This window comes from Actinocorallia aurea, assembly GCF_054783995.1.
Genome location: NZ_BAAGPQ010000015.1, coordinates 340,563 through 367,319 on the forward strand (window position 1 = coordinate 340,563; position 26,757 = coordinate 367,319).

General features: G+C 73.2%; 30 protein-coding genes. 14 read left to right on the forward strand and 16 right to left on the reverse strand.

The features are described 5' to 3' along the window. From mshC to ACYVOM_RS21325, 3 genes are all read left to right on the forward strand, one after another. On the forward strand, window positions 1–1,230 hold the full coding sequence (gene mshC, locus ACYVOM_RS21315; protein WP_460305193.1) for a cysteine--1-D-myo-inosityl 2-amino-2-deoxy-alpha-D-glucopyranoside ligase: 1,230 nt from the start codon (window positions 1–3) through the stop codon (window positions 1,228–1,230). Between the two features lie 277 nt (window positions 1,231–1,507). Continuing rightward, window positions 1,508–2,194: a hypothetical protein gene (locus tag ACYVOM_RS21320; RefSeq protein WP_460305194.1), complete on the forward strand. Its 687-nt coding sequence runs from the start codon at window positions 1,508–1,510 to the stop codon at window positions 2,192–2,194. Window positions 2,195–2,423: 229 nt separating this feature from the next. After that, window positions 2,424–3,083, forward strand: a complete 660-nt coding sequence (locus ACYVOM_RS21325) for a hypothetical protein (protein ID WP_460305195.1) — start codon at window positions 2,424–2,426, stop codon at window positions 3,081–3,083. A 64-nt stretch (window positions 3,084–3,147) separates the two neighbouring features. Here ACYVOM_RS21325 and ACYVOM_RS21330 read toward each other — a convergent pair whose 3' ends face one another. Genes ACYVOM_RS21330 through ACYVOM_RS21345 form a run of 4 tightly spaced genes read right to left on the reverse strand, consistent with a single transcriptional unit; the run spans window position 3,148 to window position 5,875 of the window. Further along, complete coding sequence (locus tag ACYVOM_RS21330; protein ID WP_460305196.1) at window positions 3,148–3,927, reverse strand: NRDE family protein; 780 nt, start codon at window positions 3,925–3,927, stop codon at window positions 3,148–3,150. Window positions 3,928–3,937: 10 nt separating this feature from the next. Beyond that, window positions 3,938–4,666, reverse strand: a complete 729-nt coding sequence (locus tag ACYVOM_RS21335) for an SCO1664 family protein (protein ID WP_460305197.1) — start codon at window positions 4,664–4,666, stop codon at window positions 3,938–3,940. After that, window positions 4,663–5,205: a DUF3090 domain-containing protein gene (locus ACYVOM_RS21340; RefSeq protein WP_460305198.1), complete on the reverse strand. Its 543-nt coding sequence runs from the start codon at window positions 5,203–5,205 to the stop codon at window positions 4,663–4,665. Before ACYVOM_RS21340 ends, ACYVOM_RS21335 begins: the two co-directional genes overlap by 4 nt. Before the next feature lie 10 nt (window positions 5,206–5,215). Further along, on the reverse strand, window positions 5,216–5,875 hold the full coding sequence (locus ACYVOM_RS21345) for a histidine phosphatase family protein (protein ID WP_460305199.1): 660 nt from the start codon (window positions 5,873–5,875) through the stop codon (window positions 5,216–5,218). A gap of 142 nt (window positions 5,876–6,017) precedes the next feature. Here ACYVOM_RS21345 and ACYVOM_RS21350 point away from each other — a divergent pair, with 142 nt between their 5' ends. Further along, on the forward strand, window positions 6,018–6,986 hold the full coding sequence (locus tag ACYVOM_RS21350; RefSeq protein WP_460305200.1) for a magnesium and cobalt transport protein CorA: 969 nt from the start codon (window positions 6,018–6,020) through the stop codon (window positions 6,984–6,986). Window positions 6,987–7,022: 36 nt separating this feature from the next. Here ACYVOM_RS21350 and ACYVOM_RS21355 read toward each other — a convergent pair whose 3' ends face one another. Together ACYVOM_RS21355 and ACYVOM_RS21360 are read right to left on the reverse strand one after the other, a co-directional pair. Continuing rightward, window positions 7,023–7,805: an SDR family oxidoreductase gene (locus tag ACYVOM_RS21355; RefSeq protein WP_460305201.1), complete on the reverse strand. Its 783-nt coding sequence runs from the start codon at window positions 7,803–7,805 to the stop codon at window positions 7,023–7,025. Beyond that, the gene (locus ACYVOM_RS21360; protein WP_460305202.1) at window positions 7,802–8,392 is read right to left on the reverse strand and encodes a hypothetical protein; all 591 of its coding nucleotides are present in this window, start codon (window positions 8,390–8,392) and stop codon (window positions 7,802–7,804) included. The genes ACYVOM_RS21355 and ACYVOM_RS21360 overlap by 4 nt, the downstream gene beginning before the upstream one ends. A gap of 116 nt (window positions 8,393–8,508) precedes the next feature. On the opposite strand from ACYVOM_RS21360, the gene ACYVOM_RS21365 reads away from it, so the two are divergent. The 3 genes from ACYVOM_RS21365 to ACYVOM_RS21375 all read left to right on the forward strand — a co-directional run bounded on the left by ACYVOM_RS21365 (window position 8,509) and on the right by ACYVOM_RS21375 (window position 11,788). Then, the gene (locus tag ACYVOM_RS21365) at window positions 8,509–9,447 is read left to right on the forward strand and encodes an aldo/keto reductase (RefSeq protein WP_460305203.1); all 939 of its coding nucleotides are present in this window, start codon (window positions 8,509–8,511) and stop codon (window positions 9,445–9,447) included. Continuing rightward, the gene (locus ACYVOM_RS21370) at window positions 9,437–11,053 is read left to right on the forward strand and encodes a helix-hairpin-helix domain-containing protein (RefSeq protein ID WP_460305204.1); all 1,617 of its coding nucleotides are present in this window, start codon (window positions 9,437–9,439) and stop codon (window positions 11,051–11,053) included. Before ACYVOM_RS21365 ends, ACYVOM_RS21370 begins: the two co-directional genes overlap by 11 nt. A 123-nt stretch (window positions 11,054–11,176) precedes the next feature. Then, window positions 11,177–11,788 carry a hypothetical protein gene (locus ACYVOM_RS21375; RefSeq protein ID WP_460305205.1) on the forward strand — a complete coding sequence of 204 codons (612 nt, stop codon included), beginning with the start codon at window positions 11,177–11,179 and terminating at the stop codon, window positions 11,786–11,788. A gap of 133 nt (window positions 11,789–11,921) precedes the next feature. Here ACYVOM_RS21375 and ACYVOM_RS21380 read toward each other — a convergent pair whose 3' ends face one another. The 4 genes from ACYVOM_RS21380 to ACYVOM_RS21395 form a co-directional block, all read right to left on the reverse strand. Further along, entirely contained in the window at window positions 11,922–12,734 is an 813-nt protein-coding gene (locus ACYVOM_RS21380) for a MerR family transcriptional regulator (protein WP_460305206.1), read from the reverse strand. 278 nt (window positions 12,735–13,012) lie between these two features. Continuing rightward, window positions 13,013–13,801 (reverse strand): enoyl-ACP reductase FabI, encoded by a 789-nt coding sequence (fabI, locus tag ACYVOM_RS21385; protein WP_460305207.1) that lies wholly within the window; start codon window positions 13,799–13,801, stop codon window positions 13,013–13,015. Between the two features lie 2 nt (window positions 13,802–13,803). Then, the gene (locus ACYVOM_RS21390) at window positions 13,804–14,508 is read right to left on the reverse strand and encodes a beta-ketoacyl-ACP reductase (RefSeq protein ID WP_460305208.1); all 705 of its coding nucleotides are present in this window, start codon (window positions 14,506–14,508) and stop codon (window positions 13,804–13,806) included. A gap of 144 nt (window positions 14,509–14,652) precedes the next feature. Next, the gene (locus ACYVOM_RS21395) at window positions 14,653–15,153 is read right to left on the reverse strand and encodes a ricin-type beta-trefoil lectin domain protein (RefSeq protein ID WP_460305209.1); all 501 of its coding nucleotides are present in this window, start codon (window positions 15,151–15,153) and stop codon (window positions 14,653–14,655) included. Between the two features lie 198 nt (window positions 15,154–15,351). Between ACYVOM_RS21395 and ACYVOM_RS21400 the strand changes: the two genes are divergently transcribed. Both ACYVOM_RS21400 and ACYVOM_RS21405 read left to right on the forward strand, forming a co-directional pair. Continuing rightward, window positions 15,352–16,854, forward strand: coding sequence for a TldD/PmbA family protein (locus tag ACYVOM_RS21400; protein ID WP_460305210.1), 1,503 nt, complete (start codon window positions 15,352–15,354; stop codon window positions 16,852–16,854). Next, the gene (locus tag ACYVOM_RS21405; RefSeq protein ID WP_460305211.1) at window positions 16,851–18,197 is read left to right on the forward strand and encodes a metallopeptidase TldD-related protein; all 1,347 of its coding nucleotides are present in this window, start codon (window positions 16,851–16,853) and stop codon (window positions 18,195–18,197) included. The genes ACYVOM_RS21400 and ACYVOM_RS21405 overlap by 4 nt, the downstream gene beginning before the upstream one ends. 47 nt (window positions 18,198–18,244) lie before the next feature. On the opposite strand, the gene ACYVOM_RS21410 is transcribed toward ACYVOM_RS21405, so the two are convergent. After that, window positions 18,245–18,469, reverse strand: coding sequence for a dodecin (locus ACYVOM_RS21410; protein ID WP_460305212.1), 225 nt, complete (start codon window positions 18,467–18,469; stop codon window positions 18,245–18,247). 120 nt (window positions 18,470–18,589) lie between these two features. Between ACYVOM_RS21410 and ACYVOM_RS21415 the strand changes: the two genes are divergently transcribed. Further along, a complete protein-coding gene (locus tag ACYVOM_RS21415) occupies window positions 18,590–18,934 on the forward strand; it encodes a DUF3099 domain-containing protein (protein WP_460305213.1) in 345 nt (114 codons plus the stop codon). A 304-nt stretch (window positions 18,935–19,238) separates the two neighbouring features. Beyond that, window positions 19,239–19,529, forward strand: coding sequence for a hypothetical protein (locus ACYVOM_RS21420; RefSeq protein WP_460305214.1), 291 nt, complete (start codon window positions 19,239–19,241; stop codon window positions 19,527–19,529). Here ACYVOM_RS21420 and ACYVOM_RS21425 read toward each other — a convergent pair. Next, entirely contained in the window at window positions 19,519–20,382 is an 864-nt protein-coding gene (locus tag ACYVOM_RS21425; protein ID WP_460305215.1) for a universal stress protein, read from the reverse strand. The genes ACYVOM_RS21420 and ACYVOM_RS21425 overlap by 11 nt on opposite strands. 103 nt (window positions 20,383–20,485) lie before the next feature. Further along, entirely contained in the window at window positions 20,486–22,198 is a 1,713-nt protein-coding gene (locus ACYVOM_RS21430) for a GAF domain-containing sensor histidine kinase (RefSeq protein WP_460305216.1), read from the reverse strand. 222 nt (window positions 22,199–22,420) lie between these two features. On the opposite strand from ACYVOM_RS21430, the gene ACYVOM_RS21435 reads away from it, so the two are divergent. From ACYVOM_RS21435 to ACYVOM_RS21445, 3 genes are all read left to right on the forward strand, one after another. Continuing rightward, window positions 22,421–23,098, forward strand: coding sequence for a response regulator (locus ACYVOM_RS21435; protein WP_460305217.1), 678 nt, complete (start codon window positions 22,421–22,423; stop codon window positions 23,096–23,098). Window positions 23,099–23,159: 61 nt separating this feature from the next. Continuing rightward, window positions 23,160–23,579, forward strand: a complete 420-nt coding sequence (locus ACYVOM_RS21440) for a pyridoxamine 5'-phosphate oxidase family protein (protein ID WP_460305218.1) — start codon at window positions 23,160–23,162, stop codon at window positions 23,577–23,579. Between the two features lie 33 nt (window positions 23,580–23,612). Next, a complete protein-coding gene (locus tag ACYVOM_RS21445) occupies window positions 23,613–24,029 on the forward strand; it encodes a pyridoxamine 5'-phosphate oxidase family protein (RefSeq protein WP_460305219.1) in 417 nt (138 codons plus the stop codon). Between the two features lie 47 nt (window positions 24,030–24,076). Here ACYVOM_RS21445 and ACYVOM_RS21450 read toward each other — a convergent pair whose 3' ends face one another. The 3 genes from ACYVOM_RS21450 to ACYVOM_RS21460 are packed head-to-tail and all read right to left on the reverse strand — an operon-like array spanning window position 24,077 to window position 26,737. Further along, a complete protein-coding gene (locus tag ACYVOM_RS21450) occupies window positions 24,077–24,949 on the reverse strand; it encodes a universal stress protein (RefSeq protein WP_460305220.1) in 873 nt (290 codons plus the stop codon). Continuing rightward, window positions 24,942–25,763, reverse strand: a complete 822-nt coding sequence (locus ACYVOM_RS21455; RefSeq protein ID WP_460305221.1) for a universal stress protein — start codon at window positions 25,761–25,763, stop codon at window positions 24,942–24,944. The genes ACYVOM_RS21450 and ACYVOM_RS21455 overlap by 8 nt, the downstream gene beginning before the upstream one ends. Next, window positions 25,760–26,737, reverse strand: a complete 978-nt coding sequence (locus tag ACYVOM_RS21460; protein WP_460305222.1) for a universal stress protein — start codon at window positions 26,735–26,737, stop codon at window positions 25,760–25,762. The genes ACYVOM_RS21455 and ACYVOM_RS21460 overlap by 4 nt, the downstream gene beginning before the upstream one ends. Window positions 26,738–26,757: the final 20 nt, after the last annotated feature.

Genomic DNA, 26,757 nt, shown 5'->3' on the forward strand with positions numbered 1-26,757 from the left:
ATGCGTTCGTGGTCAGCTCCCCGGGTCCCCCGTCTCTCCGATCTGGGCCTGGCCTCCCCCGGGCCCGCCCTGCGCCTTTACGACAGCGCGACCCGCACGGTCAAGGCGACGGACCCGGGGCCGGTCGCCCGGATGTACGTGTGCGGCATCACCCCCTACGACGCCACGCACCTCGGCCACGCCAACACCTACCTCGCCTTCGACCTCGTCGGACGGGTGTGGCGCGACCTCGGCCACGACGTCCTGTACGTGCAGAACGCCACCGACGTCGACGACCCGCTGCTGGAGCGCGCCGAGGCCACCGGCGTCGACTGGCGCGACCTCGCCGAGCGGGAGATCGAGCTGTTCCGCACCGATATGGAGGCCCTGCGGATCGTCCCGCCCGCGCACTACATCGGCGCGGTCGAGGCCATCCCGATGATCGTCGAGATGATCGAGGGGCTGAAGGCGTCCGGGCTGACCTACGAGCTCGACGGCGACCTGTACTTCCCCGTCACCGCCGACCCGGACTTCGGCGGCGTCAGCGGGCTCACCGCCGCCGAGATGCTGCCGCTGTTCGCCGAGCGCGGCGGCGACCCGGCCCGCGCCGGCAAGAAGGACCCGCTGGACGCCCTCCTGTGGCTGGCGCACCGGCCGGGCGAGCCCTGCTGGGACTCCCCCTTCGGCGAGGGCCGCCCCGGCTGGCACATCGAGTGCTCGGCGATCTCGCTGCGCTACCTCGGCATGTCCTTCGACGTCGAGGGCGGCGGCAGCGACCTGACCTTCCCCCACCACGAGTTCAGCGCCTCCCACGCCCAGGCCGCCACCGGCGAGCACCCCCACGCCCGCGCCTACGTCCACGCCGGCATGGTCGCCCTCGACGGCGAGAAGATGTCGAAGTCCCGCGGCAACCTCGTCTTCGTCTCCAAGCTGCGCCAGTCCGGCACCGACCCCATGGCCATCCGCCTGGCCCTGCTGGCCCACCACTACCGCGCCGACTGGGAGTGGACCGCCCCCCAGCTCGACGCCGCCAACGAGCGCCTCTCGCGCTGGCGGGCCGCCGTGGAACGTCTCACCGCCGCCCCCGCGGCCCCCTTCCTCGCCGAGATCCGCGAGGCCCTCACCACCGACCTCGACGCCCCCGCCGCCCTGGCCGCCGTGGACCGCTGGGCCGCCGCCGACGGCGCCGACCCCGAGGCCCCGGCCCAGCTCCGCGCGATCACCGACGCGCTCCTGGGCGTCGCGCTCTAAGCGCCCCGCACACCCTCCTCAGGGCGCCGGTCGAACCGACCGGCGCCCTTTCTCGCATGAGAACGTTCCAGATTTGTCATCGTGGATACGAGAGTCTCAAGGCTCTTACTCACCCGTTGACAGACTTCCGACTAGGGCCCCGCCGACGCCTTGCCGGGCCACCAAGGCCTACCTACGCTCGGGGACAAGCAGGTGAAAACCTCGCCGCTGAGCTGGCCTGACGCACGAAGCGTCATCGCCCGCTCACGGTCCCACCCCGAAGGAAAGGCCACCCCCCATGCTCCGCAAGCTCGCCGTATCCGCCGTCGGCGCGGGCGCCGTGGCGCTCGTCGTCGGCAGCCCCGCCTTCGCCCTCAGCGGAAGCTGGACGTACTCCGGCCCCACCACGGTCACCGCCACCTCCAGCAACCTCGTCTTCTCGGCGGGCAACCTCCCCATCACCGCCGCCTGCACCTCCGCCTCCGCCACCGGCACGAGGGCCAACACCTCCGGCACCTGGGTCTCGACCCCGCCCTCGTCCGGCGGAACCCCGGTGATCACGGGCCTGGCGATCACCACGAGCGGCTGCACCACCACCAACATCTCGCCGCCGATGACCTTCAACCTGACGCAGAACGGCACGGCGCAGCTCTTCGTCACCGGCGTCACCACCGGCAGCGGCACGACCGTCACGCCCGGCGAGATCCGCGGGCTCTCCGTCAAGGGCACCGCCCTCGGCGGCCTGTGCACCGTCCAGGTCGACGGTCCCGGCGGCGCCAACTCCAAGACCGGCGTCATCGGCGGCACCTACACCAAGACCGCCACCACCGGGACGATCACCACCACGGGCGCCAGCAACATGACGATCGCCAGCGCCAGCGCCTTCTGCACCCTCGGCGGTCTCTCCGTGGGCGACGCCGCCACGCTGACCGGCAGCTTCGGCGTCACCAGCGCCCTGCCCACCATCACCGCGACCAGCCCCTGATCCGAGTCCGGCCGGGCGCGCTCATCGATCCGCCGGCATGCCGTGCGCTCGTGGAAGAGCCGTCCGGCCCTCTCCTCGGGCTCGCCTGACGGCGCGCGATCAGGGCGCGAGCGCACGCCTCGGTCCGACGAGCCCAGGGATCACGTCGAAGGCGCCGTTCGTACCGACCGGCGCCTTCGGCTTGAGGACGCTCAGCAATCGCTACCACCCCGAAGAAGGGCCTCCCCCCATGCTCCGCAAGCTCGCCGCATCCGCCGCCGGCGCGGGCGCCCTGGTGCTCGCCACCGGCAGCCCCGCCTTCGCCGGAAGCTGGACGTACAGCGGCCCCTCCACGGTCACCGCCGGCTCCTCCAACCTCGTCTTCACGGCCGGCCCCGTCAGCGCCGCCTGCACCCTCGCCAACGCCACGGGTTCGGCGCCCGGCGCCGTCGGCAGCTGGGGTCCCCCGCCGCCGCCCGAGGACCCGGTGATCAGGAACCTGGGCATCACCGCGAGCGGCTGCGCCACCACCAACGTGACGCCGCAGATGACCTTCAACCTGACGCAGAACGGCACGGCGCAGCTCTTCGTCACCGGCGTCACCACCGGCAGCCCCACGACCGTCACGCCCGGCGAGATCCGCGGGCTCTCCGTCAAGGGCACCGCCCTCGGCGGCCTGTGCACCATCCAGGTCGACGGCCCCGGCGGCGCCAACTCGGGCACCGGCATCATCGGCGGCACCTACACCAGGACCGCCACCACCGGCACCATCACCGCCACCGGCTCCAGCAACATGGCGATCAAGAGCGCCAGCGCCCTCTGCACGCTCAGCGGCCTGTCCATCGGCACCCCCGCCACGCTGAGCGGCAGCTTCTCCGTCACGAGCGCGGTCCCCACCATCACCTCCTGATCCGAATCCGCCCGGCCGTTTCGGCCGCGGCCCGCGCCGCCACCCGTGCGAACGGAGCCGGAGGTCAGGCGGGCAGGACGCGGGTCCAGGCCGTCGGGTCACCGGGGGTCGCCGTGAAGTCGTAGCGCAGGCCCTCGTGGGAGAGGGCGACCAGGGAGACCGAGGTGGTGCCGAAGACGCGGCCCTCGTCGGTGGTGTGGCGGTGCAGGAGGGCGCGGGGGTCGGAGGTGGACAGGGCGTCGCCTTCGGCGATGGGGAGCCAGGGGCCCCAAGCCGAGGCGGTGGGGCCGTCGCCGGCGGGGTCGGGGCGGGGGGCGGACGCCAGGAGGGGGCGGAAGTGGGCCAGGCGGGCCCGGATGCCGTCGAGGGCCGCCTCGGGGATCTGGGACGGGCCCGGGCAGGTGGCGTCGAGGCCGGTGTTGACGACCAGATGGGTGCCGGGGTCGAGCCAGCGGTCGGTGAGGTCGAGGCCGGTCCAGGTCCACAGACGGATCTTGTCCGGTTCGGCGCAGACCAGGTGGAAGGGGTCGAAGCGGGCGAGGTCCAGGGTGCCGAGGTCCCCGTGCTCGGCGGCGCGCAGGGGGAGGTCGCCCCGGGAGAGGCGGCCCTCGGCGGGGGCATCCACGCCGCAGCCGTTCAGCACGACGCCCAGGCGGTGCGCGGCCGGGTTCACCGCGAGCCAGGTGCCGCCCGCCTGGCGGTCGCGGCCGCCGATCAGGCCGGGCCGGTCGGGCCAGTGGGCGGCGGGCGGGTCCCAGGCCCGGTCGGTGTACTCGTCGCGGACGCCGACGGCCAGGACGGGGACGGGGGAGGCGGGGTCGAAGCTCAGCAGGCACGTGCACATGGCGGGAACCTCACATCGGGGGCCAGGGGACGGCGGGCCAGTCCTCCGGGGGGTAGGGGTGGACCCGGTGCTTCAGCATGAGGTCTACACGATGCCGGGTGGCCTCCACCTCGGCGGGGGTGAGGTGCCCGGTGAGCCGCTCGGCGAGGGTGCCGTCGAGCTCGGCGCGGATCTTGGCCAGCGCCTGGAGGGCGAGCGGCTTGAGCGGCTTGCCGCGCCACTGCCACAGGACCGTCCGCAGCTTGTAGTCGGTGGAGAAGGTGACGCCGTGGTCGCAGCCGTAGACGTGCCCGCCCGTCACCGGCAGGAGGTGGCCGATCTTGCGGTCGGCGTTGTTGATGACCGCGTCGAACACCGCGACCCGGCGGACCGCCGGGTCGTTGGCGCGCGAGAGGGCCACGAGATCGGTCTCCGGGTCCGGCTCGATCCACAGCTGGACCATGCCGGGCCCGTAGGGGCCGTCCCGGTGGACGGTCGGCGGGACGATCCGCATGCCCATCGCCTGGGAGACGAGGTAGGAGGCGACCTCCCGTCCGGCGAGGGTGCCGTCGGGGAAGTCCCACAGGGGCCGCTCCCCCGCGATCGGCTTGTACACGCACTTGGCCTGCACGCCGTCGAGCTCGATGTCGCAGCGCAGCGTCGCGTTGGAGGCCTGGACTATCCGCCCCTCCACGGTCATGGCGCCGCTGGTGAGCAACCGTTCCGCGGCTTCGGCGTCCTCCGCAAGAGACCGCGTCATATCGTCCTTAGATGTCCGTTCTGCCGGGGGCAGACGTGGCCTGTGGCGTCGAGCGGGAGGCCGCACAGCGGGCACGGGGGACGGCCCGCGGCGACGAGCTTCAGGGCCCGCTCGGCGAAGGCGCGGGCGTGCGCCGCGGTGATCGACACCCGCAGGGTGCCGCCGGACGGGTCGGCCTCGCCCGCCTCGGCGTCGGCCTCCTCGGCCGCCTCGACGATGATCCGCTCGGTCTCGGGGTCCCAGGCGAGCGACAGGGAGCCGACCTTGAACTCCTCCTCGACGGGGAGGTCCAGCGGCTTGTCGTCGCGCAGGCCCTCGGGGGTGATCGCGGGGACGTGCGCGCTGCCGTGGGACAGCCGCAGGACCTCGTCCAGCAGCTCTTCCAGGCGCTCGGCGAGCAGCCCGACCTGGAATTTCTCCAGGCTGACGCTGGTCACCCGGGCCCCTTCGCGGGCCTGGAGGTAGAACGCCCGCTGACCGGGCTGGCCGATGGTACCGGCGACGAACCGGTCCGGCATGTCGTAGGAGATGACCGGCATGATTCAGACCCTACGCGCCGCCGCCGACAGGTGCGTCACCGCTCCCCGGGTTGGGCGGGACCAGGCCCTCCACCCCTCCCCCGGAGTCGTTGAGGCGCACCAGGAACGGGCGCAGCTCGGTGTAGCGGATCACCGTGACGGACGCGGGGTCGACCTGGATCCGCTGGAACTGGTCGAGGTGCAGACCGAGGGCGTCGGCGGCGACGGCCTTGATGATGTCGCCGTGGGAGCAGACGGCGTAGACGGCGTCGGGGCCGAGGCGCTCGTTCCACTCCCGGATCGCCTGGACGGCCCGGAGCTGGGCGGCGGCCAGGGACTCGCCGCCGGGGAAGGTCACCGCGCTCGGATGGGACTGCACGACCTTCCACAGGGGTTCCTTGGCGAGGTCGGCGAGTTCGCGGCCGGTCCACTCGCCGTATCTGACCTCGCCGAACCGCTCGTCGGTCTCCAGCCCGAGGGTGCGGCCCTTCAGGACCTCGCGCGCGGTCTCCTCGCACCGCTGGAGCGGCGAGGACACGACCGCGTCGAGCGGGAGCGGGGCGATCCGGGCCGCGGTGCGCTCGGCCTGCGCGCGCCCGCGCGCGTCCAGGGAGACGCCGGGGGTCCAGCCGGTGAGGACGGGCCCCGTCTGCGCGGTCAAACCATGACGGATGAGAAGAACAGTCGGCACCCTGTCACCTTAGCCGCGCCCCCGGGCGCCGCCTCGCGGACCGATCACGATAGAGCCGCGACCTGTCCCGCGGGTGAGGATGCGTCGACCTTCATACCCGAGACCCTGGGCACAGGTCCGGATGTGCCTGATACTTAACGGCGTGATCGTCGATTGCGCGATATACCGGGACGGGTTCCGCGAGAACGTGGGCGGCGGGGTGGCCGAGGCCATCGCGTCGGTGCGCGACGATCCGGGGGCCTTCCTGTGGATCGGGCTGCACGAGCCGGCGCCGGAGGAGTTCGACGAGGTCGCGCGGGAGCTGCGGCTGCACCCCCTGGCCATCGAGGACGCCACGAAGGGCCACCAGCGCCCCAAGATCGAGCAGTACGGCGACTCGTCCTTCGTGGTCGTCAAGACGGTCTCCTACGAGCGTCCGACGTCGGTGACGCTCGGGGAGATCATGCTGTTCATCGGCCCCGACTTCGTGATCACCGCCCGGCACGGCGCCGCGAACCCCCTGAAGGCGGCCCGAGCGCGGCTGGAGGACGACCGCAAGCTCCTCGCCGAGGGCCCGGGAGCGGTCCTGTACACGGTCCTCGACGAGGTCGTCGACACCTACGACGTCGTCACGCACGAGCTCGAAGCCGACATCATGGACCTGGAACGGCGGGTCTTCACCAAACGCGGCGGCGACCACACCGAGGACATCTACACCGTCAAGCGCGAGACGCTGGAGTTCCGGACCGCCGAGGACCCGCTCCTGCCCGTCATGTCGGAGCTGGCCAAGGGCCGGGTCCGCCTGTGCGCGGAGCTCTCCGACAAGTTCCGCAACGTCCAGGACCACCTGCTGCGGGTCGACCAGCAGGTCGACTCGCACAACGAGCTGATCACCAGCGTCCTCACCGCCCATCTGGCGCTGCTCGGCCGCCAGCAGAACGAGGACGTCCGCAAGATCTCCGCGTGGGCCGCCATCCTCGCCCTGCCGACGATGATCGCGGGCATCTACGGCATGAACTTCGACCACATGCCCGAGCTGAAATGGTCGTTCGGCTATCCGCTGTCCCTCGCGGTGATGGCCGGCGCGTGCTTCCTGCTGTACCGCAGGTTCAAGCGCGGCGGCTGGCTCTAGCGCACCGCATCGGCAGCCCGCTGGATCGCCGGCGCATCACATCGGGGACGGCCTGCGCGGGTTCACGATCGCGTCGGTGCCGCCGTCGGCGAAGACCACGGAGCCGACGAGCAGCGAGGCGTCGTCGGACAGCAGGAACGCGATGAGGGCGGCGATCTCCTCGGGGCGTCCGGGGCGGTCCAGGGCGGTCGGGTAGGCGTCGGCGAACACGCCGAGGACGGGGTCGCGGCGCAGCGCCTCCGTCATGGCGGTCGCGATGAGGCCGGGCGCGACCGCGTTCAGCCGGATTCCCGCGCCGGCCCAGCGCGCGGTGACCGCCTCCCGGCGCAGCCAGTACGCCAGGGCCGCCTTCGTCGCCGGATAGACCTGCACCGCTTCGCCTCCGGCCACGAGGGCCCGTGCGGCGTCCTCGTCGCCCGCCAGGCAGGAGTCGGCGATCTCGGCGGGCCAGCCGGGCTGGCAGGTGACCGAGTTCGACGACAGCAGCACCACGGCCGCCCCGCCCGCCGCTTGGAGTTCGGGCCGCAGCCCCTCGACGAGCGCGAGCGCGCCGAAGTAGTTCACCGACACGACCAGCGCCGGGTCCACTCCCGTCAGCCCCGCGACGCCCGCGCACGGCACCAGGCCGCGCACCGCCGCGACGCGCGCGCGGACGCCCGCGACGGCGGCCTCGCGCCCTTCGGCGGTCGAGAGGTCGGCGACGACGTCGGCGTCGCGCAGGTCCACGGTGACGACCTCGTGGCCGAGGCCGCGCAGGCGCTCCGCGGTCGCCGCGCCGATTCCGGACGCGGCCCCGCTCACCACGTACGCGCCGCTCATTCGACGCTCAGCCGGGGCTCGTAGGGGGCCAGGAGCGCGGGCCAGAGGCGTCCGTCGGCCTCCGGGCCGAGCCTGCGGCCGATCCGCTCGATCGTGCGGTGCGTCGGCAGCGCGAACGCCAGCACCAGCGGATACCCGAGGACGAAGGCCAGCACCATCGGCAGGAACGAGTCCGAGGCCATCGACAGCGGCAGCCCGCACAGCACCACGCTCTCGGTGAGCGCGAACCGCAGGAACAGGGCGCCGCGGAACGCCTCCGAGACCCGCCGCGCCGCCCGCTGCTCGGCCGGTTCGGCCTTGCCGGCGCCCGCGCCCGCGACGATGACGTCGGTGGAGCTCTGCGGGAGCGGCAGCGGCAGGCGCGGCGTGAGCCACAGCACGGCGAGCGCCACCAGCGGAACGGCGGCGGCCGACCACAGCGGGGGCGTGTCGAGGGTGTGCGTCTCCATCCGGACGATGAAGGGGGACAGCGCCAGCACCACGACGGGCATCGCGCTGAGCAGGAGGAAGGCTCTGCGGAGGTTCCCCAGCACCGTCGGGGTGCGCAGCGAGGCGGCGAATCCCGGATCGCCCGTGTGATCGACCACAGCCGAACAGTAGCCTGTGACGGGCGATACCGACAGAGACCGGACGAGAACGGACGCGCGTCCCGAGCTTCGCACCTGTCCGCCTCCGGCCCACCGGACCCTATAGCTTTAGGACCATGGAGCATCGTCAGCTCGGCCGCAGCGGGCTCATGGTGTCCCGGCTCGGTCTGGGCACCATGACCTGGGGCGAGGGCACCGACCCCGCCGAGGCCGCGCGCCAGCTCACCGCGTTCGTGGCGGCCGGCGGCACCCTCGTCGACACCGCCGACGTCTACTGCGAAGGACTGGGCGAGCAGATCCTCGGCAGCCTGCTCGGCACCGTGGTGGACCGCGACGAACTCGTCCTGGCCACCAAGGCAGGGCTGACCCCGCACGGCTACGACTCCTCGCGGCGGCACCTGCTCGGCGCGCTCGACCGGTCCCTCGACCGCCTCGGCGTCGACCACGTCGACCTGTGGCAGGTGCACTCCTACGATCCGGCGACCCCGTACGAGGAGACCCTCGCGGCGCTCGACGAGGCGGTCTCCTCGGGCCGCACGAGGTACGTCGGCGTCTCCAACTACGGCGGCTGGCAGCTCGCGACGGCGGCGACCTGGCAGCGGGCCTGGCCGGGCCGCTGCCCGATCGTGTCGAACCAGGTGGAGTACTCGCTGCTGCAGCGCGACCCCGAGCGGGAGGTGCTGCCCGCGGCGCTGTCGGCCGGCTGCTCGGTGCTCGCCTGGTCGCCGCTCGGCCGCGGCGTGCTCACCGGCAAGTACCGCAACTCGATCCCGGTGGACTCCCGCGCGGCGCGCGACCGCCTGGAGCACTTCGTGGCACCGTATCTCGGCGAGCAGAGCGCCCGGATCGTCGAGTCGGTCGCCACGGCCGCCGAGGGCCTCGGCACCACCGCGCTCGCGGTGGCGCTGGCCTGGGTCCGCGACCAGCCGGGCGTCGCCGCGCCGCTGGTCGGCGCCCGCACCACCCACCAGCTCAAGGCGGCGCTCGCCGCCGAGGAGCTGACCCTGCCCGATGAGATCCGCGACGCACTGGACGATGTCTCCGATGTCCTCTGATTCCTCCCTTTCCGACCTCCTTTCGCTGGGCGTGCCCGAGGCGCTTGCGCCGCGTGCCGCCGCCCACCTCGGCGCCGACTCCGCGGCGCTGCTGCGCGGCGACCCCTGGGAGCTGCTGCGGCTGCCCGGGGTGAGCCCGGAGCAGGCCGACGGGTTCGCCCGCGGCGTGCTGCCGGACGCCGACCCGCAGGACCTGCGGCGAGGCCGCGCGCTGGTCGCGCACTTCCTCGCCGAGGCGGCGAGGCGCGGCGACACCGCGCTGCCCGGCGAGGCCGTCGTGCGGCAGCTCCGGGAGCTGCGCGTCGCCGACCCGGTGGCGGCGGTGAACGCGGCGCTGGACGAGGCGCGGGTCATGCTGTTCCTGGAGGAGCCGGACGTCCCCGACGACGCCGAGGAGCTGCCCGACCCCGAGGAATGGCTGGCGCTCGCCCGGTACGGGCTGGCCGAGGAGACCGTCGCCGAGGGCGTCCAGCGGCTCGCCGCGACCGCGCCCCCGCTCGAGGTCCCCGAGGACGGGGAGACGCCGAAGGGCGAGGCCGCCGTGCAGGCGCTGTTCCACGGCGTCAGCCTCGTCACCGGGCCCATCGGCGGGATGCTCGCGGAGCTCGCGGCGACCGGGCTGCCGCTGGCCGTCGCCGCCGTCACCGCGACGGCCGCCGCCGAGTTCCCCGGCGCGGTGAGCCTGCACCGGCTCCTGGAGGCCCGGGAGTCCTACACCGGCATCGGGTACGCGCGCGGCGAGCAGTGGCCCCTGGAGGCCGCCGTGGTCGTCGTGGCGGGCGCGGAGGCCCTCGACGTGGAACTCGCGGCAGCGCTCGTCGAAGCCTGCCCGGACGGGGTCCACCTCGTCCTGTGCGGGGATCCCGACGGGCTCGCGTCCCTGCGCCCGGGGAGGGTGCTGGCCGACCTCGTCGTCTCCGAAGCCGTCCCGGTGACCTCCGTGCCGCCCGCGGACGGGCCGCTCACCGAACTCGCCGAAGGCGTGCGCGGCGGAACCCTTCCGGTCGTGAACGCGCCGGGCCGCGAGGTCGTCGTCGTGCCCGTCGCCGACGGGCGCGAGGCCGCCCACCGCGCCGGGCAGCTCCTCACCGACTCGATCCCGCGCGCGCTCGGCATCCCCGCCGGCGACGTGCAGGTCCTCACGCCCGGGCTCGCCGGAACCGCCGCGTTCAACGCCGCGCTGAAGGCCGTGGTGAACCCGGGACCCGGCGCGTTCGGCGGATTCGACGCCGGCGACCGGGTGCTGGTCGCCCTCCCGTTCGCCGAGGCCCCCGCGGGCGAGACCGGCACCGTCGTCGAGGCGGGACCGGACGGGCTCGCCGTGGAGTTCCCCGACGGGACGGTGCGGGTGCCGCTCGCGCAGGCGGCCCGGCTCAGGCACGGCTGGGCGATCCCTGTCCAGCAGGCCGCGGGCACCCGCTGGCCCGCCGTCATCGCGGTGTTCCCGACGCAGGCCGATCTCTCGGGGCCGCTGCTGCTCACCGCGCTGACCCGGGCGCGCGCCCACCTGTCGCTGGTGACGGCGGCGGGCCCCGCGCTCACCCGCGCCGCCGCCGACCGGACGCCGCGGGCGCGCCGCACGCGGTTGATCGGGCTCCTCAGTTAGAACCAGATTCGTTTCCTTGGTTGCGCATACGTGACTTGGGCGCCATCGATCCGTTGTAATAAGTCCGACAGATCGGTTAACTCCCGCCCCGTATCACCGAGGACCTGGTTCCTGAGGAGGAGCATGCACCCCGGACGTCGTCCCCTCCGCCGTCTCGGTACGGCGAGCGTCCTGGTGTCGACCGGCGCCCTGCTCATCCTCACGGCCGTGCCCGCCGCGGCCGCCGAGGAGGAGTGCAAGAAGGGCGTCGACCCCGAGACGACCATCGCCAACATCACCTGCCAGTGGAACAACAACGTCGAGACCATCAAGAACGAGATCGACAAGGCCCAGGGCAAGGACCCGAAGGACGCCGAGGAGGACGAACCCGCCCTCGGAGCGCACTCGGCGCCCGACGAGACGAAGCCCAAGCCGAAGCCCAAGAAGCCCAAGTCCACCCCCGCGGCCCCGTCGGCCCCCGGCCCCGCCGCCACCTACCGCGCCCCCGCCGCCCCCCAGGGCAGCACCCAGCCCCTCCCCGAGACCCCCACCGACACCCTCCCCGAACCCCGGGTCGCCGAGGCGCCCACCGCCCTGGCCCTCCCCGAGACCCACCTCGTCGCCCCCATCTCGGCCATCACCCCCGCCGGCGACCCCTCCCGGGCCCTGTGGACCGCCGCCGCCTCCGCAGCCGCCACCGCGGCCCTCATGGCCCAGTTCAGCATCCTCGGCCGACGCCTCCGCCGCCCCCGCTGACCCCTCCCGGCCCCGGGCGTCGGAGCGCCCGGGGCCGACCCGCCCGAACGCGGAGGCGTCCGGGCTTCTGGCGTCCGTGGCCGTCGCCCTCCCGTTCCTCGGGCCGGGACGGGCGCGTGGCCTGCGCGGGCGGTCAGGGGCGGGCGATGGGTTCCTGGAGTTCGGTGACCCAGTCGGCGGGGTTCTCGCAGTGATGGAGGGTGATCTCGCGCGGGTAGGCGGTGGAGCGGTAGCCGTGGGCGTCGATCCAGCGGCCCAGGGACTGGATGGTGGGGAGCACGGTGTCCATGGAGCCGCGGTGGATGACGGTGGCGGCCTCCGGGACGGGCGGCAGGTCGAGGACGCGCAGCCCGTCGTCGTCGCGCGGGGGCACGGCGACCTGGACTCCGGCGTGGATGAGGACGCCGCCCCCGGGGGCGTCCTCATAGTAGGAGACGCCCGGCCCGGTCGGCGCGATCCCGGCCGCCGCCAGACGCTGGAACAGTTCGGCGTACAGCGGCTGGATGACCGGGCTGACGGCGTCGAAGCCGGGCGCGACCGCGGTCAGCTCCGCGATCCGGATGCTCGGCAGGCTCTTGAGCACGACGTCTTCGATGGGCATGCGGCCCTCGCTTTCGATGGAGCGGAGTCTCGCCTCGACCCGGGTGAGCCGCGCGGCCTCGGCGGTCAGCGCCGCCTCGACCTCGGCGCGCCGCAGCCGGAGCATCGCCCGCAGCTCCTCCCCGGTCACCTTGTCGTCGACGATCTCCCGGACCTGCTGGAGCGTGAACCCGAGGTCCTTGAGCGCGATGACGCGGTTGAGCCGGGAGAGCTGCGCGGCGGTGTAGTACCGGTAGCCGCTGGCCGCGTCGACGCGCGCGGGCCGCAGCAGCCCCACCGCGTCGTAATGCCGCAGCATCCGCACCGAAACCCGTCCAAGCCGGGCGAAATCTCCAATGGCGAACATGATGCCTCCGAGTCGACCGCCTCACACGGTGTCAGAGTCAACCGGCGCCCGGTGTGCCCGGCCCGCGCGGACGCCCCCGCCCTCCTCGTCTCCCGCCCTCCTCGTCTCCCGCCCTCCTCGTCTCCCGCCCTCCTCGTCTCCCGCCCTCCTCGTCTCCCGCCCTCCTCGTCTCCTGGGCTCCTGGGCTCCTGGGCACAAGCGAAAGGCCCGGCGGGTGGCCGGGCCTTTCCTGGGTGGGTGCGGGGTGCGGAGCGGTTGGGGTGCTCTCGCGGGTGGGGCTAGTCGAACTGGCCGCCCATGGCGTGGACGCCGCCGTCTACGTGGATGATCTCGGCGGTGGTGGCGGGGAACCAGTCGGACAGGAGGGCGACGGTGGCCTTGGCGGTGGGGGTGACGTCCGCGATGTCCCAGCCCAAGGGGGCGGACTTGGACCAGCCGTCGGTGATGCCCTCGAAGCCGGGGATCGACTTCGCGGCCATCGTCTTGATCGGGCCCGCCGCGACGAGATTGAAGCGGATGCCGTCCTTGCCGAGGTAGCGGGCCAGGTAGCGGTTGGCGGACTCCAGGCCGGCCTTGGCGACGCCCATCCAGTCGTAGACGGGCCAGGCGGCCTGGGCGTCGAAGGTGAGGCCGACGACGGAGCCGCCGCCCTTCATCAGCGGAAGGCACGCCATCGTCAGCGACTTCAGCGAGAACGTGGAGATCTGGACGGCGGTGGCGACGTCCTCCCACTTGGTGTTGAGGAAGTTGCCGCCGAGCGCGTCCTGGGGCGCGAAGCCGATCGAGTGGACGACGCCGTCGATGCGGTCCCAGCCGTGGCCCTGGACGGTCGCGACGAGCGTGTCGAGGTGCTCGTCGTTGGTGACGTCGAGTTCGATGACCGGCGGCGGGTTGTCCGGACCGGACGGAAGCTTCTTGGCGATGCGCGCGGTCAGGGTCGGGCGGGGGAACGCCGTCAGGATGACGTTGGCCCCCTCCTCCTGCGCGATCTTCGCGACGTGGAAGCCGATGGAGGAGTCGGTGAGGACGCCCGTCACCAGGATGTTCTTGCCTTCGAGGATGCCCATGCTCAGTGCCCCATTCCCAGTCCGCCGTCCACCGGGATGACGGCCCCGGTGATGTAGGAGGCCGCGTCGCTGGCGAGGAACCGCACGACCGCGGCGATCTCCTCGGGCTCGGCCTGCCGCTTCAGCGGGATGTTGTTCTTGATCGTCTCTTGCAGCTTCTCGGGGAGTTCCGCCGTCATGTCGGTGTTCACGAAGCCGGGCGCCACCACGTTCGCGGTGATGTTGCGGGAGCCGAGTTCGCGGGCCATCGAGCGGGCCATGCCGACCATGCCGGACTTGGAGGCCGCGTAGTTGACCTGGCCGCCGGACCCGGCGAGGCCGACGACGGAGGAGATGAAGATGATGCGGCCCTTGCGCATCTTCATCATGCCCTTGACCGCGCGCTTGGCGACGCGGAAGGAGCCGGTGAGGTTCGTGTCGATGACCGACGTGAACGCGTCCTCGCTCATGAGGGCCAGGAGGGTGTCCTTGGTGACGCCCGCGTTGGCGACGACGACCTCGACGGGGCCCTGCTCGGCCTCGATCTTGCCGAAGGCCGCGTCGACGTCCTCCATGCTCGTCACGTCGCACTTGACGCCGAACAGGCCCTCCGGGGGCTGGCCCGACCGGTAGGTGACGGCCACCGCGTCGCCCGCGGCCTGCAGTTCCCGGGCGATCGCGAGCCCGATGCCGCGGTTGCCGCCGGTGACCAGGACTGAGCGCGTCATGCGCGTAACCTCCAGTTGGGTAGCGAGCGTCACATGCCCGGCCCAAGTTACCGGCCCGCACCGGCCCTGCCAGGTGCGGAGGCCGACAAGATCCGGCCTCCGCGTTTGTCCCGCCCGCCCAACGGGCAAGGCGGGACACCCGCGTCACCAGGTGGGCCGCCCGATCCAGTCCTGCGTCGACCACCCTGAGTTGCACGGCTGAAGGGTGACCTCCTCGTCCCAAGCCGTCAGGCATCCTCCCCTCGTGTTGATCTGCCCCATGGAGCCGTTCACGACCGACCACGCGGTCCAGCGCTGCGAGATCGGAAGCGGGAACACGCAAGGGGCCACCTCCACATGGGAGCCGGGCACCGGACTGGCGGAGGTCAGGCACAGCCCCGGCCGGGTGCTGATCCCGAACGACCCGCAGCTTCCTTCGCTCGTCGGCACGCAGCCCATCGACCAGACCTGGCCGGGGGACTGGTCGCAGGGCGCGGCTTTGACGACACCGGAGCCCGTCCCGCCGTCGAGGCAGTACCAGCTCAGCCGGTTGTTGAGCTCGTGATCGTTGAGGGAGGGCAGCCGATCGGCCGCCGCGGGTCCGGCCGCGAACAGCGTCGCGACCGACACGAGGGCCAGGAACATCGCACGCGCCTTCTGGGTCATCGCACCTCCACATCGTCGTTCTCCGGGCGCCGCTCACGCTAGGCAGGTCGCGGTCGAAGGGACAGGGGTCCGGGTCCCCGCCGCGGCGCGTCCCGGCCGGGACCCCGGTCCCCGCTCCGTCCCCGGTGCGCGCCGGGACATGGCGGGAGCGCGCCGGGATCGGGTGCCGCCCGCCGGGGAGATCGATAAGTTCGGGTGGTGCATGAAATCGATCCGGCTTTTACCGCCATTCCGTTGCGGCGCCTGGCGGACGCCGCGCTGTCCCGGGCCAGGGAGCTCGGGGCCACGCATGCCGATTTTCGGCTGGAACGCATTCGGAGCCAGACGCTCCGGCTGAAGGACGCCGTCCTTGAGACGGCGTTGGACGCCGACGACATCGGGCTGTCGGTCCGGGTCGTCAAGGACGGGACGTGGGGGTTCGCCTCGGGCATCGACCTCACCGCGGAGGCCGCCGTGGCGGTCGCCGAGCAGGCCGTCGCGGTCGCGGAGGTCGCGCGGGCGATCAACCGGGAGCCGGTCGAGCTGGCCGCCGAGCCGGCGCACGGGGAGCGGATGTGGGTGTCGGCCTACGAGGTCGATCCGTTCACCGTCCCGACGTCGGAGAAGGCCGAGCTGCTGTCGGGCTGGTCGCGGGGGCTGCTGACGGCGGGCGTGGACCATGTGGACGCCTCCCTGCTCCAGGTGAAGGAGAACAAGTTCTTCGCGTCCCTCGACGGCACCGTCACCACCCAGCAGCGGGTGCGGGTGCATCCGCAGCTCACCGCCGTCAAGATCGTCGACGGGGCGTTCGACACGATGCGGACGATCGCCCCGCCCGTCGGCCGCGGCTACGAGTACCTGACGGGCACGGGCTGGGACTTCCCCTCGGAGCTGGCCCGCATCCCGGATCTGCTCGCCGAGAAGCTCGCCGCCCCGACCGTCGAGGCCGGCGCCTATGACGTGGTCGTGGACCCGTCGAACCTGTGGCTGACGATCCACGAGTCGATCGGCCACGCGACCGAACTCGACCGCGCGCTGGGCTACGAGGCCGCCTACGCCGGGACGTCCTTCGCGACGCCCGATCTGCTCGGCGACCTCCGGTACGGCTCGCCCGTCCTCAACATCACCGGCGACCGGACGGCGGAGCACGGCCTGGCCACCATCGGCTACGACGACGAGGGCGTGGCGACCCAGCGCTGGGACATCGTGACCGGCGGCGTGTTCACCGGCTACCAGACCGACCGGCGGATCGCCCGCCTGACCGGCCAGGAGCGCAGCAACGGCTGCGCGTTCGCCGACTCGCCCGGCAGCACCCCGATCCAGCGGATGGCGAACGTGTCGCTGGCCGCCGACCCCTCCGCGGACGCGCCCTCGACGGACGAGCTGATCTCCCGCGTCGAGAACGGGATCTACATCATCGGCGACAAGTCGTGGTCGATCGACATGCAGCGGTACAACTTCCAGTTCACCGGGCAGCGGTTCTTCAAGATCAAGAACGGGAGGCTGGCCGGGCAGGTGCGCGACGTGGCCTACCAGGCGACGACCACCGACTTCTGGAACTCGATGGAGGCCGTCGGCGGGGAGCAGACGTACGTCCTGGGCGGGGCGTTCAACTGCGGCAAGGGCCAGCCGGGGCAGGTCGCCCCGGTCAGCCACGGCTGCCCCTCGGCGCTGTTCCGCGGTGTCAACATCCTCAACGCGCTGAAGGAGGCGGGCAAGTGAGGCCCCAGGAAGCCGTGGAGCGGGCCCTTGCCCTGTCCACCACCACCGACTGCGTCGTCGTCGCAGAGGAGTCCAGCGACGCGAACCTGCGCTGGGCGGGCAACACCCTGACGACGAACGGGGTCGGCCGCTCCCGCCGGCTGACCGTCATCGCGATCCAGGACGGGGCCGTCGGGGTGGTGTCCCGGGCGGGCGCCGGACCTGACGACGTCGCCCAGATCGTCAAGGACGCCGAGGAGATCGCGCGGGCGGGCGAGCCGGCCGAGGACGCGGGGCCGCTGCTGTCGGGCGCCTACGGCGACTGGGACGCCGAGCCGGTCATCACCGACATCTCCGTCTTCTCCGCCTTTGCTCCCGCGCTCGGCGAGCAGTTCGCCCGAGCCGAGGAGGTCGGCAACCGGCTCTACGGGTTCGCCCACCACGAGATGTCCTCGGTGTTCGTCGGCTCGTCGGCGGGCCTGCGGGCTCGGCACGACCAACCGACGGGCAAGCTGGAGCTCAACGCCAAGAACGCGGGCAGCTCGGCCTGGGTCGGCGCGGGCACCCGCGACTTCGCCGACCTCGACGTCCCCGGCCTCGGCACCGAGCTCGGCCGCCGCCTCGCCTGGGGCGAGCGCCGGATCGACCTTCCCGCCGGCCGCTACGAGACGCTGCTCCCGCCGAGCGCCGTCTCCGACCTGATGATCTACCTGTACTGGACGGCCGGGGCCCGCGACGCCCACGACGGCCGCACCGTGTTCAGCTCCCACCCCGTCGGGACTGAGCTGTCCAAGCTCCCGCTCCGCCTCTACAGCGACCCTTCGGCGCCCGGCCTTGAGTGCACCCCGTTCGCGTTGGCCCTGGCGTCCGGCTCGAACTCGTCGGTGTTCGACAACGGCCTGCCGCTCGGCGCCACCGACTGGATCAGGGACGGGAAGGTCTCCTCGCTGCTGTCGACCCGGTACTCGGCGGGCCTCACCGGCGCGCCCGCCACCCCGGAGATCGACAACCTCCTCATGGAGGGCGCGCCCGGCGGCGCGTCCCTGGAGGACATGATCGCGCGGACCGAGCGCGGGCTGCTCCTCACCTGCCTGTGGTACATCCGCGAGGTCGACCCGCAGAACCTGCTGCTCACCGGCCTCACCCGCGACGGCGTCTACCTCGTCGAGGGCGGCGAGGTGGTCGGCGAGGTCAACAACTTCAGGTTCAACGAGAGCCCGCTCGGCCTGCTGTCCCGGGTCACCGAGACCGGCGCGGCCGTCCCGACCCTCCCGCGCGAGTGGTCGGACTACTTCACCCGCGCCTCGATGCCGCCGCTGCGCGTCGCCGACTACAACATGTCGACGGTCAGCAAGGCCTCCTGAACGGTCCGCGTCCCGGCCCCCGCCTCTCGGGCGGCCGGGACCGGCCGTCAGGCCTCGCCGTCGGGGTCCTCCAGGCGGAAGCCGACCTTCATGGTCACCTGGAAGTGCGCGATCTCGCCTTCCTCCAGGTGCCCACGGACGTTCACGACCTCGAACCAGTCCAGGTGGCGCAGGGTGGACGAGGCGCGGCGGACTCCGTTGCGGATGGCCGACTCGACGCCGTCCGCAGACGTTCCGACGATCTCCGTGACGCGGTAGGTACGGTCCGACATGACGATTCCCCCCATTTTTCGGCTATCCCAGAGCCTTTCCCCGATGGCGCCTTGCGCACCCTCCGCACCGAAACGCCACCGCGAATGGCATCTCGTATGCGCCGGGCATAACGTGGAGGGGTGAGGCTTCACTCGCGCCGGAAGGCACCGGTCTACACCGTCACCGAAGCCCCCCGTCCCCTGTCGGAGGACGTGGCGGGCCGTGAGAAGCGCTATTTGATCTCCATGGGCGTCCGCACGGTGTGCTTCGTGCTGGCGGTCCTGCTCTGGCACCAGGTCCACTGGGTGATCGGGGCACTGCTCCTCGTAGGGGCGATCATTCTGCCTTACGTCAGCGTCATCTTGGCCAACGGCGGCAGAACCCCCGAGAAGGCCGTCACTCTGGAGGACGGAGTGAGCACGCGCCGGATGCTCGAGTCAGGAGATGACGCAGATTCCGGGTATGACGAAGAAATGTCTCCGTGACAATCTCTTGACTCAACCGGGGGGGTTTCGGTGTACGATTTGTACTCGACGCTCCGGTCCCCCGTCGGGGCGTCCCTTGCCGGTGTTCCGGGCCCCCGTCGGAACACCGATGTGCGGCACAGGGAGGGTTGCCCCCGTATCCTCCCTGTGCCGCTTTTGCGTTTCCGCACTTCACCCGCGGTGCGCGCGGATCGCGAGGGCTGCGGGTCGGAAGGGCTTAGGTCCCCCTTTTCTCGCGGCTTACGCCCCTGGAACGGCGCGCCGTCGCCCGGAAGGCTGAGAGCCGTCCGAGCGAAGGAGGACCATGGGCCCCGTCACCGTCCATCCCGGGAACCGCATCACCGCCGCGATGGCCGCGCACGCCGAGGCGCGGGTCGCCGAACTCCTCGACGCGCTCGACGAGCCCGTCCTGGACGCCACGATCCGCCTCGCCGTCCTGCCCGACCGCTCCCTGCCCCGCCCGGCCCGCGCCCGCGTCAGCGTCCGCCTGCGCGGCCGCCGCATCCGCGCCCACGCCCAGGCGACCAACCCGCACGGCGCGGTCGAGCTCATGCGTCAGCGCCTCGCCGAGAGGCTCGGCGCCTTCACGGGATGATCGCCACCGGGCAGTGGGCGTGGTGGAGGACGGCGTGGCCCACGGAGCCGAAGACGAAGTGGCCCAGGGCGCCGCGGTGGTGGGTGCCGAGGACGAGGAGGTCGGCGCGCTCCGAGGCCTTCGTGAGGGCCGCCGCCGGATGGTCGCCGACGATCTCCTCGGCGACCTTGACGTCGGGGTTGGCCGCCCGCCACGGCTCCATCAGCTCCGTGAGGGTGGCCGCCGGGTCGACGACCACGGGCGCCGACTCGGCGTAGGGGGTGAAGACCTCGGCGGCGTCCCAGGCGTGGACGGCCCGCAGGACCGCGCCGCGCTCGCGGGCCGCTGCGAACGCGAACTCCAGCGCGGCGGTCTGGTCGATGTCGAAGGCGATCGCCGCGACGATCTCGCCGCGCGGCCCGTGCCCGTCGCCGCGGACGACCACGACCGGGCCCTTGGCCGTCCCGGCGACCTTGAGACTGGTCGAGCCGAGCAGCAGCTCGGTGAACCTGCCTCGGCCGCGCCGGCCGAGCACGAGCAGGTCGCGCGGGTTCGCCAGCTCGCGGAGCACCCGCGGCACCTCGCCGAAGACGTTGTCGGTGGTGACGTCCAGGCCGCTGCGCGCCCCGACCTGCGCCGCCGCCTCCTCCAGGATGCGGCGGGCCTCCACCGAGCGGCGCTCGTCGGGCTCCGGCGGGGGGATGTCCGGCAGCCCGATCGTCGCCGACGGCTGCACGTGCACGATCCGCAGGGGGCGGCCGGACAGCACCGCCTCGTCGGCGGCCCAGCGCACGGCCGCACCCGACGCCGGCGATCCGTCCGTCGCCACGACGACGGACCCGGCTGGCGGAAGGCCGGTCGGCTGTTCGCTCATACTCCGATCGTGCGCCGCGCGGAGGCGGCCCGGCAAGGCCGGGCGGGGGCTGCGCGGCCGTCCTTGGCCGGGCCCTTGCCGTCTCCAGGGGCGCCCGTGGGCCTCAGCGCAGGGGGACCCGCCAGAACAGGACGGTCCCGCCGCTGTCGCGCGTCCTGGCCTCCATGGTCCCGCCGAGCGCCGCGGCCCGCTCCGCCATGTTCCTCAGCCCGCTGCGCCGTCCCCCTTCGGGGATGCCCGATCCGTCGTCCTCGACGCGCAGGATGAGGTCGTCGCGGACGTCGAGGACGACGTCGACGCGGCGGGCGCCCGAGTGCCGCACCACGTTCGACAGGGCCTCGGTGACGACCGCGAGGAGCTGCTCGCCGACCTCGGGCTCCACCGCGGTGTCGAGGAGGCCGTCGAGCCGGATCGAGGGCGCGAAGCCGAGCAGCACCGCGGCGTTGTCGACGATGGTGTGGACGCGGCTGCGCAGGCTCTCGGCGTCGGGTTCGACCTGGAGCGCGAAGATCGTCGACCGGATCTGCCGGATGGTCTCGTCGAGGTCGTCGACGGAGCGCTGGATGCGGCGCTGCACGTCGGGCTTGTCGGCGAGCTTGACGGCGCTCATCAGCGTCATGGCCGTGGCGAACAGGCGCTGGATGACGGTGTCGTGCAGATCCTTGGCGATCCTGTCGCGGTCCTCCAGCAGGGACAGCCGCTCCAGGTCGCGGCGGCGGGCCGCGAGCTCCAGCGCGATCGCGGCCTGCGCGGCGAACGCCTCCAGCAGCCGCTGGGTCAGCTCGCCGAACTGCTGGCCGCCCGGCGCGTTGATCACCGACAGGACGCCGCGGGCCGAGCCGCCGCTGCCCAGCGGCACCTGCAGGGCCGTGCCGATCGGTACCTCCGGGGAGATCCTGGCGCGGTCCGCGGCCGGGCGGGCGTCGTTGAGGAAGCGGGACTCGCCGGTGTCGTAGACGACGGCGCCGAAGGCCTCGTCGAAGGGCATCCGCAGGTCGGCGACCAGTTCCGAGCCCAGGCCGGCGGCGGCGTCCACGACGAACTCCCCGGCCACCTCGTCGGCGGTGGCGACGATCGCGAGATCGGCCTCGCAGATCTCCCGCGCCCGGTTCGCGACGAGCCCGACGACCTCCTCGGGGGCCGTGCCCGACAGCAGCGCCGTGGAGATCTCGGTCAGGGCCTGCTGCCAGCGCTCGCGGCGGCGGGTCTCCTCGTAGAGGCGGGCGTTCTCGATCGCGACGCCGGCCGCGGTCGCCAGCGCCGAGACGACGACCTCGTCCTCCTCGTCGAAGTCGCCGCCGCCGTTCTTCTCGGTCAGGTAGAGGTTGCCGAACACCTCGTCGCGGACCCGGATGGGCACGCCGAGGAACCGGTGCATGGGCGGGTGGTTCGCCGGGAAGCCGACGGACTCGGGGTGGGCGGCGATGTCGTGCATCCGCAGCGGCACCGGCTCCTTGATCAGCAGCCCGAGGATGCCGTGCCCGTGCGGCCAGTGCCCGATCGCGGTGATCTCCGACTCGTCGACGCCGGTCGTGACGAACTGGACGAGGTGCTCGCCGTCGCCGCTGATCACGCCGAGGGCGCCGTACCGGGCGTCCACGAGGGTGGCGGCGGCCTCGGTGATCCGGCCCAGCGCCGTCTCCAGGTCGAGGTCGCTGCCGATGGAGACGACGGCCTCCAGCAGCGAGTGGACCCGGTCCCGGGTGGAGCGGACGGTCTCCAGCCGGGCCTGGAGCTCGGTCAGCAGGTCGTCCAGCTGCAACTGGGGCAGGATCAGCCGGGCCCGTTCCGATCCGGGCCTGGGTTCCGTTCCCACCGCGCTCCTCCCGCCGGTCTTCCTTCGGTCAACTGCCTATCCTGCCGGAGTCACGGCGTCCACCGGAAGCGGGGTACCAACAGGTCTCATCTCGGAACGTGCACCGCCGTCCGCGCATGATGGGACCTTCGTCCCCGGTGAAGCCGCCGTTCGCGACTTGGCCGGGACCGAACGCCCGGATACTTTCGTAGGGCACCGCAGCCCCGCTCCGGGAGGATCCAGATGAGCACCGACCGGGATCAGCCGATCCGCGTCTTCCTGCTGGACGACCACGAGGTCGTCCGCAAGGGCGTCGCGGCCCTGCTGGAGGCCGAGGGCGACATCCAGGTCGTCGGCGAGGCCGCCTCCGCCGCGCAGGCCCTCGCCCGCATCCCCGCCGCCGCCCCGCACGTCGCCGTGCTCGACGTCCGCCTGCCCGACGGCGACGGCGTCTCGGTGTGCCGGGACATCCGGGCCGGGCACCCGGAGATCAACTGCCTGATGCTCACGTCGTTCTCCGACGAGGACGCCCTGTTCGACGCGGTCATGGCGGGCGCGTCCGGGTACGTGCTCAAGCAGATCCACGGGTCGGACCTCATCGGCGCCGTCCGCACCGTCGCCTCCGGCCAGTCGCTCCTCGACCCGCGCTCCACCGGGCAGATGCTGCAGCGGCTGCGCGAGCGCGAGACCCGCAAGGACCCGCTGGCCGCGCTGTCGGCGCAGGAGCGGCAGATCCTCGAACTGATCGGCGAGGGACTGACGAACCGGCAGATCGGCGAGCGGATGTTCCTCGCCGAGAAGACCGTCAAGAACTACGTCTCGAACCTGTTCGCCAAGCTCGACATGCGCCGCCGCACCCAGGCCGCCGCGTTCGCGGCCCGCCTCAAGGCCGACGCCGGGCACGAGCCGCGCGAGCGCTGAGCCGGTGCGGGCGGGACCTTCGTCCCTGGGCTCGGGGCCGGATCCTCGCGAGGATGCGGGCATGCAGAACGCTGACCGGGGCGCCCTGGAGAACATCGACGAGGCCGACTGCCGTGTCCTGCTGAAGAGCGTCCCGATCGGCCGGATCGTCTTCACCCACCAGGCGCTGCCGCGGATCCAGCCCGTCTCCTACGCCCTCGACGGCGACGACGTGGTGATCCGGGTGCCGTCCGGGTCGAAGGTCGCCGCCGCGGCCCAGGACGCCGTCGTGGCGTTCGAGATCGACGACTACGACGAGCCGTCCAGGACGGGATGGTCGGTCGTGGTGGTCGGGCGGGCCCGGCGCGAGGACTCCCCCGCCGCGATCGCCGCGCTGCGCGGGCTGGGCCTGCGCTCGTGGGCGGAAGGCCCCGGCGAGGAGTACATCCGGATCGTGCCGGAGATCCTTTCGGGCCGCCGCGTCCGGGACCTTCGCCCCTGACTTGCGCGCCTCGCGCGCACGAGGATGGGGGCCATGACGGGAGCGGGACGCGGTGCGGAGATCCTGGCGGAGGCCGAGTGCCTGGCGCTGCTGGCCACGGTGCCGGTCGGCCGGGTCGCCTTCACCGACCGGGCGCTGCCGGCGATCCAGCCCGTCAACTTCGTGATGGACGGGACCGATGTGGTGCTGCGCACCGGCCGGGGATCGAAGCTGGCGATCGCGATGCGCCGGGCTGTCGTCGCGTTCGAGGCCGGCGCGTTCGATCCGGTGACGCACGCCGGGTGGACGGTGACCGTGCTGGGCGAGTCCCGCACGGTCACCGACCCGGCGGAGCTGGCCAGGCTCGACGCGCTGCCGCTGCGGGTGTGGGCGGGCGGCAGCCGCGACCACTGCATCCGGATCACGGGGCGGTACCTGTCGGGCCGCAGGCTGTCCGCGACCGCCGCCTGACGGCTCCGGCTCTCCGCGACCGCGGTCCGGAACGGGCGGTCCGGCCGTCAGCGGCCGTGCGCGACGACCACGGGGCAGTGCGCGTGGTGCAGCATCGCCCGGCCCACCGACCCGAGGACCAGCCCGGGGAACCCTCCCCTGCCGCGGCTGCCGACGACGAGCACGTCGGCCTTGGCCGAAGCCCCCGCGAGGGCCCGGACGGCCCTGCCGCGCACGACCTCGGGCGTCACCTCGACGTCCGGGTACCGGCCCGTCCAGCCCGCGAGCGCCTCGGCGAGCACCAGGCCCTCCTCCTCGGCGACGAGTTCGGGATCGAACACCACCGGCTGCATCTCGCCGTGCCCGGTGCCCGGCGGGTGCGTCCAGGCGTGCACGGCCCGCAGCCGCGCGCCTCGCGCGGAGGCCTCCGCGAAGGCGAACTCCAGGGCGTCCCGGGCGCTTTCCGCGGTGTCGACGCCGACGACGACCTCGTTGTGCGTGGGCGGCTCCGCGTGCCGCACGACCGCGACCGGGCAGGGCGCGTGCGCGGCGACCTGGCCGGTGACCGAGCCGAGGAGCAGCCCGGCGAGCTCCCCGTGGCCGCGGCCTCCGACGACGAGCAGCTCCGCCCGCTCTCCTTCGGCGACGAGCGCGGCGGCGGCCCCGCCCGCGATCAGCTCGGTGTCGACGGCCACCGACCGCGCCGTCGCCGCGGCCCGGTCGGCGCCGCGCCGCAGCGCCTGGAGGCAGCCGTCGCGGATCTCCTGGCGGACGGTCTCGGCGCCGGGCGCCGAGGTGTGCTCCAGCAGCCGGGGCGTGACGGCGAAGACCAGCCGCAGCGGCAGGTGCCTGCGGGCCGCCTCCGCCGCCGCCCACTCCACGGCGGCGTAGCCGGGCTCCGAGCCGTCGACTCCGGCGACGACGGGCCGCCGCTCACTCATTGCGGTAGGGGCGGGTGACGGCGATATTGCACGGGGCCAGGTCGATGAGCGCGCCGCTGACCGGGCCGAGCGCCAGGGCCGCCTGGTCGCCGTGGTCGCCGAGGATGAGCAGCGACGCGCCCTGCGCGGCCTCCAGCAGCACCTCGCGCGGCGGCGCGTGCACGAGCCGGACGGTGACGTCGGCGAGCGGGTGCTTGGTGCGCCACGCGGAGATCTCCCGGTGGAGCCGTGCGCCCGCCTGCCTGCGGAACTCCTCGATGTCGGGGGTCTCGGCGGGCGCGTCCGCGGCGTGCACGGCGACGAGCTCGCGGCGGCGCAGCGCCGCCTCCTCGAACGCCAGCTCCAGCGCGGCGCCGCTGGCCCGCGACAGGTCGACGCCGACGACGACGGGCCCTTCGGCCGCGGGGTCGCGGACGACCACGACGGGGCACAGCGCGTGCCCGGCGGTCTGCCGGGCGACCGAGCCGGACCGCAGTTCGGGGAACCCGCCCGCGCCGCGCGCCCCGACCACGAGCATGACCGCGTCGGTGGACTCGTGCAGCAGGGTCGCCGCGGCCGGGCCGCGCAGCAGCGCCCGACGCACGGTGACGCGCGGCGCGGTCGTCTCGGCGATGAGGACGCCCTTGCCGAGCTCCAGGTCGGCGAACCGCCGGACCGTCTCATAGGACGCTGCGTGCGACGGGTCGGCGTACGCCCAGTGCCAGGCGTGGCACACCACGAGGTCCGCGCCGCGCAGGCTGGCCTCGTGCGCCGCCCACCGGATGGCGCGCTCGCTGCTCTCCGAGCCGTCGTAGCCGACGACGATCTCGCTCATGGCTCTCCTCGGGATGTGACGACGGCGACCGGGCAGTCGGCGTGGTGCAGGACGCCGTGGGAGACCGAACCGAGCACCGCGCCCTTGAACCCGCCGAGCCCGCGCGACCCGATGACGAGCAGGTCGGCGGTCGTCGACTCGCCGGTGAGCGCCGCGACCGGGTGCTCGAACGGCATGTCGCCGGAGCACTTGACGTCCGGGAACCGCTCCGCCCACGGCTCCAGAAGCGATTCGATGCGCTCCAGCGGGCCCGCGCTGAGGACGGACAGACTCGGCGTGTCCCAGGAGTGGACGGCCCGCAGAACCGCGCCGCGCGCCCGCGCCTCGGTGAACGCGAGGTCGAGGATCCCGGAGTTGTCACGGTCGAGGTCGATGCCCGCGACGACGGCGCCGCGGGTCCCCGACACGTCCCCGCGCACGATCACCACCGGGCAGGCGGTCCGGCCGGCGACGCGCAGGCCCGTCGAGCCGAGCAGCAGCCCGGCGAACCTGCCGGTGCCGCGGTGCCCGACGACGAGCAGGGCGCACCGCGCGGACAGGTCGATGAGGACCCGCGGGGCGTGGCCGCGGAGCTCCTCGGTGGTGGCGGGCACGCCGGGGAAGAGCCCGGTGACCGAGGCGCGCGCGGCGGCCAGGATGACCCTGCCGCGCTCGTAGGCCCCGGACTCGCTTTCCGGCACCGCCTCGCCGAACCTCGGCTCCGGCTCGCGGACATGAACGATGTGCAGGGGCAGCCGACGCCTCGCCGCTTCCTGCGCGGCCCACCGGACCGCGGTCCCCGCGCCCGGCGACCCATCGGTCGCCACCGCCACCGGGCCGTGCTGTCCTTGGCCCGCCGACGTGGCGCTTGAGGACCCGGCTTCGCCGGGGCGCCCCGCCACCGGGCCGTGCTGTCCTTGGCCCGCCGACGTGGCGCTTGAGGACCCGGCCTCGCCGGGCCGCCCCTGGCCCGCCGGGCCGGTGTTCGCTTCCATGACTCCAGTGTCACCCTCCG